Genomic DNA, 14,792 nt, shown 5'->3' with positions numbered 1-14,792 from the left:
TTTCAAATTCATTCTTGAATAGATATTCCTGGCAGCGCGGTAGTATTTGATAAAAATGCGGTCACTGCCTTATATCAAGCTGAACATTTAACAATTATGTGCAAAACAAAACTTCATTAATACAGCCCTCAGAACTGCTGTCGTCTCCATTTTTGACGTAACTTTAATCAATAATGGTCATGCAGCCAGCCATTCTGTAGAATTGTCTCTTGAAAAATTATTCCCTATCATAATAAAGCGTTTCATGACCTAGACAACATAGACAGTTTTTTCATTAGTTCTGAGCACTAGTGATGGTTTATTCAACTCAACTCGCGGTAATTATCGTCAGAAACACAAAAAAGCCGTAGCCGGGAATGCCGGCTACGGCTTTTTCTTCTTACAGGGCCCAGCAATGTCCTACTCTCGCAGGGGGAAACCCCCAACTACCATCGGCGCAAAAGAGCTTAACTGCCGTGTTCGGGATGGGAACGGGTGTGGCCTCTTTGCCATCATCACTGGACATGAGTGCTTGCGCCCTCAAAACCGGATATGCGACAGTTGAAACAAACAGTTTGGTTAAGTCCTCGATCGATTAGTATTCGTCAGCTGCACGCGTCGCCGCGCTTCCACCCCGAACCTATCTACCTCATCGTCTTTGAGGGATCTTACTTGCTTGCGCAATGGGAAATCTCATCTTGAGGGGGGCTTCGTGCTTAGATGCTTTCAGCACTTATCCCGGCCACACATAGCTACCCAGCGATGCCCCTGGCGGAACAACTGGTACACCAGCGGTGTGTCCATCCCGGTCCTCTCGTACTAAGGACAGCTCCTCTCAAATTTCCTGCGCCCGCGACGGATAGGGACCGAACTGTCTCACGACGTTCTGAACCCAGCTCGCGTACCGCTTTAATGGGCGAACAGCCCAACCCTTGGGACCGACTACAGCCCCAGGATGCGATGAGCCGACATCGAGGTGCCAAACCTCCCCGTCGATGTGGACTCTTGGGGGAGATAAGCCTGTTATCCCCGGGGTAGCTTTTATCCGTTGAGCGATGGCCCTTCCATGCGGAACCACCGGATCACTAAGCCCGTCTTTCGACCCTGCTCGACCTGTCCGTCTCGCAGTCAAGCTCCCTTGTGCCTTTACACTCTGCGAATGATTTCCAACCATTCTGAGGGAACCTTTGGGCGCCTCCGTTACTCTTTAGGAGGCGACCGCCCCAGTCAAACTGCCCGCCTGACACTGTCTCCCACCCCGATCAGGGGTGCGGGTTAGAATTTCAATACAACCAGGGTAGTATCCCACCGACGCCTCCCCCGAAGCTGGCGCTCCGGGCTCAAAGGCTCCTACCTATCCTGTACAAGTTGCACCAAAAGTCAATATCAGGCTACAGTAAAGCTCCACGGGGTCTTTCCGTCCTGTCGCGGGTAACCTGCATCTTCACAGGTACTATAATTTCACCGAGTCTCTCGTTGAGACAGTGCCCAGATCGTTACGCCTTTCGTGCGGGTCGGAACTTACCCGACAAGGAATTTCGCTACCTTAGGACCGTTATAGTTACGGCCGCCGTTTACTGGGGCTTCAGTTCGCACCTTCGCTTGCGCTAAGCACTCCCCTTAACCTTCCAGCACCGGGCAGGCGTCAGCCCCTATACGTCACCTTACGGTTTGGCAGAGACCTGTGTTTTTGCTAAACAGTCGCCTGGGCCTATTCACTGCGGCTCTCTCGGGCTTTTCACCCTACCAGAGCACCCCTTCTCCCGAAGTTACGGGGTCATTTTGCCGAGTTCCTTAACGAGAGTTCACTCGCTCACCTTAGAATTCTCTTCTCGCCTACCTGTGTCGGTTTGCGGTACGGGCACCTCCCGCCTCGCTAGAGGCTTTTCTTGGCAGTGTGAAATCAGGGACTCCAGGGCATACGCCCCTTGCCGTCACCGCTCAACGTTATGGAAATGGGATTTGCCTCATTTCCCGCCTCACGGCTTGGACGCGCTCAACCAACGGCGCGCTCGCCTTATCCTTCTGCGTCCCCCCATTGCTCAAACGGCGGGGAGGTGGTACAGGAATATCAACCTGTTGTCCATCGTCTACGCCTATCGGCCTCGACTTAGGTCCCGACTGACCCTGAGCGGACGAGCCTTCCTCAGGAAACCTTGGGCATTCGGTGGACGGGATTCTCACCCGTCTTTCGTTACTCATACCGGCATTCTCACTTCTAAGCGCTCCACGAATCCTTCCGGTTCCGCTTCAACGCCCTTAGAACGCTCTCCTACCACGGACATCGTTGATGTCCATCCACAGCTTCGGTAATCCGTTTAGCCCCGGTACATTTTCGGCGCAGTGTCACTCGACCAGTGAGCTATTACGCACTCTTTAAATGATGGCTGCTTCTAAGCCAACATCCTGGTTGTCTAAGCAACGCCACATCCTTTTCCACTTAACGGATATTTGGGGACCTTAGCTGGTGGTCTGGGCTGTTTCCCTCTTGACTACGGATCTTATCACTCGCAGTCTGACTCCCAAGCATAAATCACTGGCATTCGGAGTTTGTCTGAATTCGGTAACCCGGGATGGGCCCCTAGTCCAAACAGTGCTCTACCTCCAGGATTCTCAATCTTGAGGCTAGCCCTAAAGCTATTTCGGAGAGAACCAGCTATCTCCAGGTTCGATTGGAATTTCTCCGCTACCCACACCTCATCCCCGCACTTTTCAACGTGCGTGGGTTCGGGCCTCCAGTAAGTGTTACCTTACCTTCACCCTGGACATGGGTAGATCACCTGGTTTCGGGTCTACAACTGCATACTCATTCGCCCTGTTCAGACTCGCTTTCGCTGCGGCTCCGACTTCTCATCTTAACCTTGCATGCAATCGTAACTCGCCGGTTCATTCTACAAAAGGCACGCCATCACCCATGAACGGGCTTTGACTAGTTGTAGGCACACGGTTTCAGGATCTGTTTCACTCCCCTTCCGGGGTGCTTTTCACCTTTCCCTCACGGTACTGGTTCACTATCGGTCACTAGGGAGTATTTAGCCTTGGGAGATGGTCCTCCCGGATTCCGACGGAATTTCACGTGTTCCGCCGTACTCAGGATCCACTCAGGAGGGCACGCCTTTTCGGCTACGGGGCTGTTACCCAGTGTCGCGGACCGTTCCAGGTCGCTTCGCCTAACGCGTGCTTTTGTAACTCCGTATTGAGTGTCCTACAACCCCAAGAGGCAAGCCTCTTGGTTTGGGCTGTTCCCGTTTCGCTCGCCGCTACTCAGGGAATCGCATTTGCTTTCTGTTCCTCCAGGTACTTAGATGTTTCAGTTCCCTGGGTCTGCCTTCTCATGTGCTATGAATTCACACATGGATCCTGCCCCATTACGGGCAGGGGGTTCCCCCATTCGGAAATCTCCGGATCAATGCTCACTTACAGCTCCCCGGAGCATATCGGTGTTAGTGCCGTCCTTCTTCGGCTCCTAGTGCCAAGGCATCCACCGTGCGCCCTTTCTAACTTAACCAAGTTGGTTACATAGAAAGTCGACCGATCGCTCGGTCTCATCACTTGTGTTGCGTTGTTTCGTTTGTTTCAATGTCGTCATATCCAGTTTTCAAAGAACAAGTTGTTGAAAGTCACAAAAAAAGGCATCGCTGCCAAGGTGTGAACCTTCAAAACCGAACGCAAAACGTCAACCGGAACCGTGAGGTTCCGTTCCGAAGTAATCCTTAGAAAGGAGGTGATCCAGCCGCACCTTCCGATACGGCTACCTTGTTACGACTTCACCCCAATCATCTGTCCCACCTTCGGCGGCTGGCTCCCACAAGGGGTTACCTCACCGACTTCGGGTGTTACAAACTCTCGTGGTGTGACGGGCGGTGTGTACAAGGCCCGGGAACGTATTCACCGTGGCATGCTGATCCACGATTACTAGCGATTCCGGCTTCATGCAGGCGAGTTGCAGCCTGCAATCCGAACTGAGAACGGTTTTCTGGGATTGGCTCCCCCTCGCGGGTTGGCGACCCTTTGTACCGTCCATTGTAGCACGTGTGTAGCCCAGGTCATAAGGGGCATGATGATTTGACGTCATCCCCACCTTCCTCCGGTTTGTCACCGGCAGTCACCTTAGAGTGCCCAACTGAATGCTGGCAACTAAGATCAAGGGTTGCGCTCGTTGCGGGACTTAACCCAACATCTCACGACACGAGCTGACGACAACCATGCACCACCTGTCACCGCTGTCCCCGAAGGGAAAGCCTTGTCTCCAAGGCGGGCAGCGGGATGTCAAGACCTGGTAAGGTTCTTCGCGTTGCTTCGAATTAAACCACATGCTCCACCGCTTGTGCGGGCCCCCGTCAATTCCTTTGAGTTTCAGCCTTGCGGCCGTACTCCCCAGGCGGAGTGCTTAATGCGTTAGCTGCAGCACTAAGGGGCGGAAACCCCCTAACACTTAGCACTCATCGTTTACGGCGTGGACTACCAGGGTATCTAATCCTGTTTGCTCCCCACGCTTTCGCGCCTCAGCGTCAGTTACAGACCAGAAAGTCGCCTTCGCCACTGGTGTTCCTCCACATCTCTACGCATTTCACCGCTACACATGGAATTCCACTTTCCTCTTCTGCACTCAAGTCCCCCAGTTTCCAATGACCCTCCACGGTTGAGCCGTGGGCTTTCACATCGGACTTAAAGGACCGCCTGCGCGCGCTTTACGCCCAATAATTCCGGACAACGCTTGCCACCTACGTATTACCGCGGCTGCTGGCACGTAGTTAGCCGTGGCTTTCTGGTAAGGTACCGTCAAGGTGCCGGCAGTTACTCCGGCACGGTTTCTTCCCTTACAACAGAGTTTTACGATCCGAAAACCTTCATCACTCACGCGGCGTTGCTCCGTCAGACTTGCGTCCATTGCGGAAGATTCCCTACTGCTGCCTCCCGTAGGAGTCTGGGCCGTGTCTCAGTCCCAGTGTGGCCGATCACCCTCTCAGGTCGGCTACGCATCGTGGCCTTGGGAGGCCGTTACCCCCCCAACTAGCTAATGCGCCGCGGGCCCATCCAGCAGCGACAGCGTGAGCCGTCTTTCCGTCGGCTCCCAGGCGGGAGCCGAACCTATCCGGTATTAGCCCCGGTTTCCCGGAGTTATCCCGAACTGCAGGGCAGGTTGCCCACGTGTTACTCACCCGTCCGCCGCTGAAAACTTGGAGCAAGCTCCAAATTTTCCGCTCGACTTGCATGTATTAGGCACGCCGCCAGCGTTCGTCCTGAGCCAGGATCAAACTCTCCATTATAGAGATTCGACTTGCTCAAATCTGCTGGCGTCTCGCCATCCCGAAAGATGCGCGAGTCGCTTGATCTGCTTGCGCTGATCAGTAGGTGTTGCTCGGATCGCTTTGCGACGATCCTCGCAGAAAATTCGTTGTCGCGCCAAGGCGCTTCAACAATTTTTGTTGACGTTTTGCTGTTCAGTTTTCAAGGTTCAATATGCGTTGCTTTCAAACAGCAACTTTATTAGAATACCTCAACTCACAATCCATGTCAATAACTTTCGTTATTTTTCTCATTAAATTTTTAATGAACTTACATCGAGTTGTTTTGAGGACAATTACTAATATATCAGAGGTTGTATTTGAAGTCAACGCTTTTAATAGAAATAATAAAAAAATATTATTTCGTTTACATTTCTTATTATAACAGAATATTCTAAAAATGAAATTACAAAAGTGTTACAAATTTGAAAGGGAATATCTCCTTTACATTGCATCTATTTACCATCTATTCATGATCTCGTTCTGATTCAAAAACTCTTATTTCATTTCTCCCCTTTTTTATATCTCTATTTTCTTTTTCTTCTATATAAAACAATCAGACGCCTCCATAATGTTCCGCGAAAAATTCTTAAGTTCTAATAATACGGACACCGAAACCAGCCCGATCAAATTTCTCTTCTATAATTAGCTTCGCCCCCAACAACTTCCTTCTATATAAAAAAGCCCGCCAAAATTCTTCGGCGGGCTTTCTCTTAAGCGATGAACACAAAATAAAGAACGAAGATCACAAACAACCCATACATAATCGGATGCACTTGCTTCCACTTGCCAGCGGTGATCATCGTAACAGGATAGAAAATAAAACCAATAGCAATACCTGTTGCAATACTATAACCAAGCGGCATCGCTATCATTGTTAGGAAAGCAGGTACAGCGATTTCGAATTTCGACCAATCGATTCTTCCTAAAGCTGAAACCATCAGCACACCTACAATAATTAAAGCAGGAGCAGTTACAGCACTCGTAATTACTTCTAATAACGGATAAAAGAATATGGAAATCAAAAATAGTAATCCGGTTACAACTGCAGCAAACCCCGAGCGAGCTCCTGCAGCCACTCCTGCGCTGGATTCGATATAAGATGTTGTCGTCGAAGTCCCAAAGATTGCTCCACTTACTGTTGCAACCGCATCTGCCAATAACGCTCTTCCAGCACGTGGAAGTTTATCATCTTTAATCAATCGAGCCTGAGTGGCAACTGCCACCAAAGTTCCGGCAGTATCAAAGAAGTCCACAAACAGAAATGTTAAGACAATAACCAGAAACTCAATATTTACCAAAGAACCAAAGTCATTAATGATTGGCTCGAAAGCCACTCCAAATGTCGGAGCCATACTCGGAACATTAAAATCGACGATTGCTTTAGGTAAATCAACCACTTGGAAGATCATACCCACTACAGCCGCAATCAGCATCCCGAAGAAAATTCCGCCTTTAACACGGCGAACCATAAGAATTACAGTAACAAACATTCCAAAAATGGCCAGCAGCGTTGAAGGCATTGATAAATCTCCAAGACCGACCATCGTTGCTTCATTGGCCACAATAATTCCGGAATTTTGCAGACCGATAAATGTGATGTAAAGTCCAATCCCCGCTCCAACCGCCAATTTCAAGTCATTAGGGATTGCATTGATAATCATTTCACGGATCCCGGACAATGAAAGAACGATAAAAATTAGTCCAGAAAATAAAACACCAGTTAAAGCGGTTTGCCACGGCACACCGTAAGTTAAAATAACTGTATAAGCAAAAAATGCATTTAAACCCATACCAGGTGCAAGTGCTATTGGATATCTTGCGACAATCCCCATCATTAAACACCCTACTGCAGCCGCCAAAGCCGTCGCCATAAATACGGAGCCGTAATCCATGTACATTTCAGCAGGCAAATCCGGGATTGAACTTAAAGTCAGCGTCAAAGGATTGACCACTAAAATGTAAGCCATCGCTAGAAATGTTGTTAAGCCGCCGATTATTTCACGGCGATAATTGGTTCCCAGCTCTTCGAACTGAAAATACTTTTTCATGTTTTTCTCCTCCGCGTGTCGTCGCGATAATGCTTTAAATAAAAAACGCATACAGCTTTATGCCGTATGCGCTCGATTTATCCTTTCAAAGCAAAAACTCTGAAAATAGTCCTGCTTCTGGGAAGCGGACAAAAATCGTAGTCGAGTCATTTACGGTAACTCGGTAGAAACTTTCGGGCCATATCCCCGACATTATACGACAACGTTATTTAATTTCTATCGTAATATAACATGGTTCCGTTTTTCTAACAAGATTAAATACGAACATTTCTTTGGATAAAGTGAATAAAGTTCGTAAAAACAAAAAACTGTACTCCATAAACAGAGTACAGTTGCTTCAAGTATTTTATTCCCACTCTATAGTGGCAGGTGGCTTGCTCGTAATGTCATACAATACACGGTTGATATGTGAGACTTCATTGACTAAACGAACACTGATTTTCTCCAGTACATCCCAAGGAATGCGCGCCCAATCTGAAGTCATGCCATCGATCGAGGTAACCGCTCGGATGCCGATCGCATAATCATACGTGCGGGCATCTCCCATTACCCCAACGCTGCGGATGTCAGGAAGGACAGTGAAGTATTGCCAAATATCACGGTCAAGACCGGCTTTACTGATTTCGTCGCGTAAAATCCAATCAGATTCGCGGACGATTTCCAGTTTTTCTTCTGTTACTGCACCCATAATGCGAATTCCAAGGCCTGGACCCGGGAATGGCTGGCGCCAAACGATTTCTTCGGGCATGCCAAGCTCAGTTCCAAGCACCCGCACTTCATCTTTAAACAAAGTATTTAACGGCTCGATTAATTTGAATTGCATATCCTCAGGAAGGCCACCTACGTTGTGGTGAGATTTGATCGTTTGAGCTGTAGTTGTACCACTTTCAATAATATCTGTATAAAGCGTTCCTTGCGCTAAGAAGTCCATGCCTTCAAGTTTTGAAGCTTCATCATCAAATACATAAATAAACTCGTTGCCGATAATTTTCCGTTTTTGTTCTGGATCTGTTACGCCAGCTAATTTATTCATGAAACGCTCACGCGCATCAATTTTGATGACGTTCATGTGGAAGCCGTCAGCGAAAGTTTTCATGACGCTTTCCGCTTCCCCTTTGCGAAGAAGACCGTGATCAACAAACATGCAAGTCAGTTGATCGCCGATTGCTTTATGGATCAGTACTGCTACAACGGAAGAATCTACACCGCCGCTAAGTGCGCAAAGAACCTTTTTATCGCCTACTTCTTCGCGAATCTTCTCGATTTCGAGTTCAATGTAATTTTCCATTGACCAATCGTCTGTCATACCGCATACATCAAAGACGAATTGGCGCAATAACTCATTGCCGTAAATAGAATGGCGCACTTCCGGGTGGAATTGGACACCGTAAAAACCGCGGGATTCATCTGCCATAGAGGCAATCGGACAGCCTGCGCTTGTACCAATTACATCAAATCCAGGAGGCGCAGCGGTAACCAAGTCACCATGGCTCATCCAGACAATTTGCTCTTCCGGCAATTCTTTAAATAACTTACTTTCTTTGATCAGCTTCAGTTCCGCTTTGCCGTATTCACGATTTTGCGCTTTTTCCACTTTACCGTTCAAATGCAGCGCCATTAATTGCATGCCGTAGCAAATTCCTAAAATAGGCAATCCCATTTCGAAAATAGCGTCATCTACTGAAAAAGCATCTTTATCGTAAACGGAATTCGGTCCGCCTGAGAAGATAATCCCTGTCGCATTCATTTCTTTGATTTCTTCAGCAGTAATGGTATGAGGATGCAGTTCACTGTAAACTCCAATTTCTCGAATACGCCGTGTAATCAATTGGTTGTACTGGCTTCCAAAATCCAAAACCACAATTTTCTTTTGCTCTTTTAACATCGGGCTTGCTGGCACACTCTTCACCTCTTCTATTCAATTCAGGCCTCAAAAAACAAAAGAACGCGAAAATACTCCTCGCGTTCTTTTGGCTCTACATCAAAAAGGCGAATGCACATGTCGAGGCATGCGTCATCCACCTTCATAGTCAAGTCATTTCCGGGGACTTGGTAGAGACATCTGGTCCATATTACCAGACATATATGAGGGCACCTGTAACTTTAATTTTCTCAATTGTACAAGGTAGACCACTCAAAATCAACCGGTTGTTTGTTTGATTAAATTTTCCCAACTTTCCTGCAATTCCCGCCATTCAACGGCATCTGTATGCCCGCCGTATATTGACTGCTCATAAGCATTCGTTAAACGGGTCATATCTTTGGTGCCGAAAAACGTATCGATGTAAGACGCGTACGATTTTAAAGTCTGGCCTTCTCTTCTTTTAATGCCATACAGATCCAGCTGTTTCAACAGCCGCAAATACGCTTTTTCGAAAGCAGGAGTTCCGCCGCCGCGAAGCCGGTAATAGGGAATCAGCACGACTGGCAGCCATTTCTGGCGAACCTTATAAAATATGGCTGTCAGCAGGGCTAGCCCGATAAAACCCCAACCGATTTCACTTCGGTTTTCGTCTAAAAATGCATTAAAGCGGCTCCATATGGAAGGCCCTGCATTCCCTGAAGCAGCAGCTTCACCTTCTGTTTCTTCCGGTTTTGGCGGTTCAGGGCGATCCGGCATTTCGTGCTCATCCCTTTCTGCCGCATCCACTTCCACATCGAATTCTACAGCCGAGGAGCCAGTAAAACCAATAGTTGGTTCAAATAGCATCCAACCTACATCCGGCATATATGCTTCCACCCAAGAATGGGCATTATTATTAGTGATTTGGTAAATATCTCTTTCCCCGTCAGTCTCCAGCAATTCACCTTCGTTAAAGCCTTTAACCCAACGGGCCGGAATATCAAGAGAACGGAGCATAACAACCATCGATGTGGAAAAGTTATCGCAATATCCCCTTTTCGTTTCAAACAAAAATTGGTCCACGTAATCTTGGTTTTCAGTAGGAACCGGGATATCCTGCTGGCTGTATTCAAATCCCGCATTGCTGAAATACCGTTCGATATCTCGCGTTTTGTCATATATCGTGGTCGAGCTCGCCGTTATTTCTGCTGCCAAATTCCGGACTCTTTGCGGCAGTTCCGCGGGGAGCTGCAAATAGCGGTCAAATTCAGCAGGCAATTCAGCCAAATCAGCGTCTGACGTTTCGCGCAATGCCGTTAAACTGAAAGTAGGTTCGCTGTAAGTAATCTCGTAAACTTCCGGCTCGTAAACATTGCCTTGCCGATAGGTTTCTATCCGCTGGTCCGCCGAATTATATTGATAATCCAATTCTGTATCCATTACAATCGATTCTGTGCCATATGGGTATAAAACAAAAGGGAAATCTTGATCCATCGACAGTAAAGCGGTGTCTTGTTCTTCCGGATCACCAGGAGTAAAATCAGTAGCAATAAAATCCCCATTTTCGTAAAGATATGAATCCCCGACGTTTTCTGTCAGCTCCCAGCCTTTTGTTGTATAAATATCTTTTGACTCTACTTTCCAATATTGGCCGCTTGTCACTTCCGCTTGAAACACCGGAGAACTGTCGCCTATAAAGGATCCACCCAATTGTGAATCATTTACTCCATATCCAATCCTTCCAACTGTACTGCCCGGTCCGCTTCCCGCTTGACTTGATAGGGATGTAATATATGGCACGGGATCCGGCCAAACTGGTCCTGTTTTCGGCAAATACAAGGCGAATGCAGTGGATGCCGCAATCATAATGAAAAGAGGAATGACAGAAGCAGCGATTTTATCACTGCTCAACTCAATATGATGCCGTTCAGTCCATCTGGCTAAGTGCAGAAGTCCCGCAAGCAATAAGCCAATGACCATAATACGGATGATTGCAGTGTTTCCAGTATAAGGGCTGAACGTATCCAAAACAGCGATAAATACTACCGTTAACAAGTAAAACAAGAAAATACTCAAACGGAAACTCACCCAATAGTGAATCAAATAAACGGCCATCCACAGCAAAGCGAAAAATAAAACCGTTCTAAAAATATCAGTCGTCTGTGCCCAGTTCTGTGAAAACAAAGCACTTATATTCGTTTCTGTATCTTGCCAGACAAATGCTAATGCCTCTGAAGTGAAAAATACTTCACCGGTGTACACATAAATGATAAACCATAAAATATAAATCAATTTCAATGGCCCTGAAATCCGCCAATCTACTTTTAACAAAGCCATCAGCAATCCCATGCCAATAAACATTAAAAACAAAGGCTTATAGGCTGTAGCTGTCAAAGTCATAACCGGAGTCAGCCATTCGGCCAGCAGGAAAAAAACTAAAACATATAATCCAGCCATAAACCATCTATTTTTCCGAATGGAAGTCATTTGCCGTTCACCTCCGTGAATACCGATGCAAAATTCTCAGGGCTGACTCGCTTAACAATAAATCCTTTGGAACGGGCAAATTGATGGGCCATCTCATCTTTAGGTGAAGGTCGCTCTCCTTTGTTCATCACGATTAAACACATGCATGTGTTCAAGTGTTTTACGTTCCGCTGAATAACTTTTACCATATCAATCGTTAGATGGCTGGTAACATACAACAAACTCGAAGCTTGTATTTTTTGCAAATCACGATTCGCAGCTTCTTCTACGGGCTTTTCCAAATCAGCTTGCACTTTTGTCAAATGGTACATAATTCGGTGCAGATGTTCTTCCGTCTGGATCACCGGAAAATAATTGCGCGTATCTCCAACAGATAAATAAGCTACACTGGAATTCGCCCGGACAATTGCTTGTAGAATCGAAGCCACTAATTCAACTTGATTTTCAAATTTTTCTGAAGGAACCCGGTCATCCATTAAGAATAAGTCCTGTGATTGCCGATCTTCAAACTCTTTCGTTCTCATTGTTTGAGTTCGGGCAAAAGATTTCCAGTGAATCCACGAGACCCGATCGCCGGGATGATAATCGCGGATGCCGGTAGCCATGGTCGTGTCTTTCACCAAAGTAAAAGGAGCAGCCATTGAACCATGGTCATATTTGGACTCCATCGGCCGATAAGGCATTTCAACCGTATTAGGGTAAACGAGCACTTTTTGCTGCAAAGGCACTAGCCTGCTTTTACGGACCCAGCCAAAAAAATCAGCAATTTCTATCTGAACTCCTTCAAGGATATGTTCTCCGCGAGGCATTTGCTCAATTTCATAGGTCCAGGAATAGGATTTTCGAAACCCTGGAACGATCATCTTTTGATGGCCCCCAACGGCTCTTTTTTTCAATGCGGGAGAATTGGTTTTTTCTGTTAGGACAGTATAAAGCAAAGGAAACCTCATTTTACGGCGAATGTGAATCGTTGCGGAAAAACTGCTCCCTTTCCGCACCTGAGCTGTATGAATTTCACGGGAAAGTTCAATATCCTGCAAGGGATAAAAAGTAAGTAATATTGAATACAGTGCAAAGGGCAACGCCATATAAAAAATAAACCAGCTTACAAACCCGCCTTGAAACATAGCAAACGAAAATGTTAACAAGAGGATGCCGAATACAAAAAGCAGCCTCCCCCACAAATTAAAGAATTCTAACGCTTTATTCATTGGCCTACAAGCCTCTGAACCGGCACCCTGGTCTTGGCCATAATTCTGTCTGTAATTTCTTCAGCAGTAACTCCGTCATACCGGGCTTCAGAACGAAGCATAATCCGGTGGCCAAAGACAAATTTCGCTAAATGCTGCACATCGTCCGGCGTGACAAAATCCCTTCCTTTCAACATGGCATAAGCCTGGGATGCTTTCATAAGAGCGATGGATCCCCGCGGACTTACCCCCAGATAGACATACGGATCAATCCGGGTCTGTCTGGCCAAATCTACAATATAGCTTCGGATTGTTTCATCTACCCTAATCAATTTTACTTCTTCCTGAAGTTTCAATAATTCTTCAAGTGACATCACTGGCTGAAGTTCATCAATTGGGGCTGAAATTTGGGAACGGTTCAAAACTTCCATCTCTTCCCGTGAAGTTGGATAGCCAATTTTTATTTTCAAAAGGAATCGGTCCAGCTGCGCTTCCGGCAATGGATACGTTCCTTCGTATTCAATCGGGTTTTGGGTTGCCATAACAAAGAATGGTTTAGGGATGTGCATGGTGACGCCATCAATCGTAACGGAAGCTTCTTCCATTGCTTCTAATAGGGAGGATTGCGTTTTAGGGGAAGTCCGGTTTATTTCATCGGCCAATACAATATTGCCCATAATCGGTCCTGGTCTAAAATGAAATTCCATATCTTTCGGATTGTAAATAGAAACGCCTATGACATCAGACGGAAGCAAATCAGGGGTGAATTGAATTCTCTTAAAATCGGCGCCTATCGATTTTGCAAGCGCCCTTACCAGCATCGTTTTCCCTACTCCCGGCACATCTTCAAGCAAAACATGCCCTTGCGATAACATGGCTACTATACTCAATTCTGCAATGTGCCGTTTGCCTATAATCACTTTTTCTATGTTATCTATAACGATATTTAATCGGTCTTTTGCGCTCATCCTGATTCCCCCAGTATGTGATGAAATTTTCCAAATTGTCGAAATCTTATCATAAGCATAACGAATTTAAGTAAATTTCTCAACTGTCCATCACTTTTCGAAGGACTTTTTCCGCAAGAAAAAACAGAGCTTAGCATGCTAAGCTCTGTTAGTTTCGGTTATTTCCAAAAATCATCAAATATGGTGACGGGCAAATGCCGTTTATGCTGAGAGCGCAAATAATAGTCTTCCAGCTTTTCCTGCGCATCTTCTGGAATTTTCTTGCCTTCCAAATAGTCATCTATCATGTCATACGTCAATCCCAATGCTACTTCGTCTGGAATTGCCGGTTTATCTTCTTCTAAATCCGCTGTCGGTATTTTCATATACAAATGCTCCGGCGCCCCTAGCTCTTTCAATATTGCGCGGCCTTGCCGCTTGTTTAAGCGGAACAGCGGTGTAACATCCGCCGCGCCATCTCCGAACTTGGTATAAAAACCGGTAATCGCTTCAGCGGCGTGGTCCGTCCCTAAGACGACTGCATTGTGCGTAGCTGCTATTGAAAACTGCACTTTCATCCGTTCACGAGCTTTTTCATTTCCTTTAGCGAAGTCCGTCAATTCAATGCCAACTGCATCAAGCGCCCGTTTGCTGGCATCTACTGCTTCTTTGATATTGACTGTATAAATTTTAGTCGGATTGATAAAATCGACGGCATCTTGTGCGTCGTGTTCATCGAATTGTTCCCCGTAAGGCAGCCGGACAGCATAGAAGCTGTATTTTTCTTCACCGGCTTCGCCATTAAGTTCATCGACTGCCATTTGTGCCAACTTCCCGACTAAAGTGGAATCTTGTCCGCCGGAAATTCCTAATACGTACCCTTTTAAAAAGGAGTGATGAGCCAAATACTCTTTTAAAAATGAAACAGTACGGCCAATTTCTTCTTTTGGATTTATGGAAGGTTGAACCTTAAGTTCTTCAATGATTTTCTTTTGCAACTCTGTCAT

The 14,792-nt window shown here is 46.5% G+C and carries 6 protein-coding genes, 3 rRNA genes and 2 riboswitches; all 9 genes read right to left on the bottom strand.

Annotation, left to right across the window (positions count from 1 at the left end; all coding sequences use genetic code 11):
- Positions 1-386: 386 nt before the first annotated feature.
- Positions 387-502, bottom strand: a 5S ribosomal RNA gene (gene rrf, locus QWY16_RS05020).
- Positions 503-554: 52 nt separating this feature from the next.
- Positions 555-3,487, bottom strand: a 23S ribosomal RNA gene (locus QWY16_RS05015).
- 209 nt (positions 3,488-3,696) lie between these two features.
- A 16S ribosomal RNA gene (locus QWY16_RS05010) occupies positions 3,697-5,249 on the bottom strand.
- Together the 16S, 23S and 5S rRNA genes form the textbook arrangement of a ribosomal RNA operon.
- 731 nt (positions 5,250-5,980) lie before the next feature.
- Entirely contained in the window at positions 5,981-7,318 is a 1,338-nt protein-coding gene (locus tag QWY16_RS05005) for an NCS2 family permease (RefSeq protein ID WP_300991815.1), read from the bottom strand.
- A gap of 118 nt (positions 7,319-7,436) precedes the next feature.
- Positions 7,437-7,538, bottom strand: a riboswitch (purine riboswitch).
- A 126-nt stretch (positions 7,539-7,664) separates the two neighbouring features.
- The gene (guaA, locus tag QWY16_RS05000; RefSeq protein WP_300993294.1) at positions 7,665-9,203 is read right to left on the bottom strand and encodes a glutamine-hydrolyzing GMP synthase; all 1,539 of its coding nucleotides are present in this window, start codon (positions 9,201-9,203) and stop codon (positions 7,665-7,667) included.
- A 122-nt stretch (positions 9,204-9,325) separates the two neighbouring features.
- Positions 9,326-9,427: riboswitch (purine riboswitch) on the bottom strand.
- Positions 9,428-9,458: 31 nt separating this feature from the next.
- Positions 9,459-11,648 (bottom strand): DUF4129 domain-containing transglutaminase family protein, encoded by a 2,190-nt coding sequence (locus QWY16_RS04995; RefSeq protein WP_300991813.1) that lies wholly within the window; start codon positions 11,646-11,648, stop codon positions 9,459-9,461.
- Entirely contained in the window at positions 11,645-12,511 is an 867-nt protein-coding gene (locus QWY16_RS04990; protein WP_300991811.1) for a DUF58 domain-containing protein, read from the bottom strand. Before QWY16_RS04990 ends, QWY16_RS04995 begins: the two co-directional genes overlap by 4 nt.
- Before the next feature lie 344 nt (positions 12,512-12,855).
- The gene (locus QWY16_RS04985; RefSeq protein WP_300991810.1) at positions 12,856-13,806 is read right to left on the bottom strand and encodes an AAA family ATPase; all 951 of its coding nucleotides are present in this window, start codon (positions 13,804-13,806) and stop codon (positions 12,856-12,858) included.
- A 158-nt stretch (positions 13,807-13,964) separates the two neighbouring features.
- Entirely contained in the window at positions 13,965-14,792 is an 828-nt protein-coding gene (nadE, locus tag QWY16_RS04980) for an NAD(+) synthase (RefSeq protein WP_300991809.1), read from the bottom strand.

It is taken from the genome of Planococcus shenhongbingii, assembly GCF_030413635.1.
Lineage (GTDB): Bacteria > Bacillota > Bacilli > Bacillales_A > Planococcaceae > Planococcus > Planococcus shenhongbingii.
The sequence above is the reverse complement of the archived record's forward strand: the minus strand, read 5'-3'. Positions and strand labels throughout refer to the sequence as shown.

Coding starts and splice junctions, on each gene's coding strand:
- QWY16_RS05005 (WP_300991815.1), bottom strand. CDS start 7,318: ATGAAAAAGTATTTTCAGTTCGAAGAGCTGGGAACCAATTATCGCCGT.
- guaA (WP_300993294.1), bottom strand. CDS start 9,203: ATGTTAAAAGAGCAAAAGAAAATTGTGGTTTTGGATTTTGGAAGCCAG.
- QWY16_RS04995 (WP_300991813.1), bottom strand. CDS start 11,648: ATGACTTCCATTCGGAAAAATAGATGGTTTATGGCTGGATTATATGTT.
- QWY16_RS04990 (WP_300991811.1), bottom strand. CDS start 12,511: ATGATCGTTCCAGGGTTTCGAAAATCCTATTCCTGGACCTATGAAATT.
- QWY16_RS04985 (WP_300991810.1), bottom strand. CDS start 13,806: ATGAGCGCAAAAGACCGATTAAATATCGTTATAGATAACATAGAAAAA.
- nadE (WP_300991809.1), bottom strand. CDS start 14,792: ATGACAGAGTTGCAAAAGAAAATCATTGAAGAACTTAAGGTTCAACCT.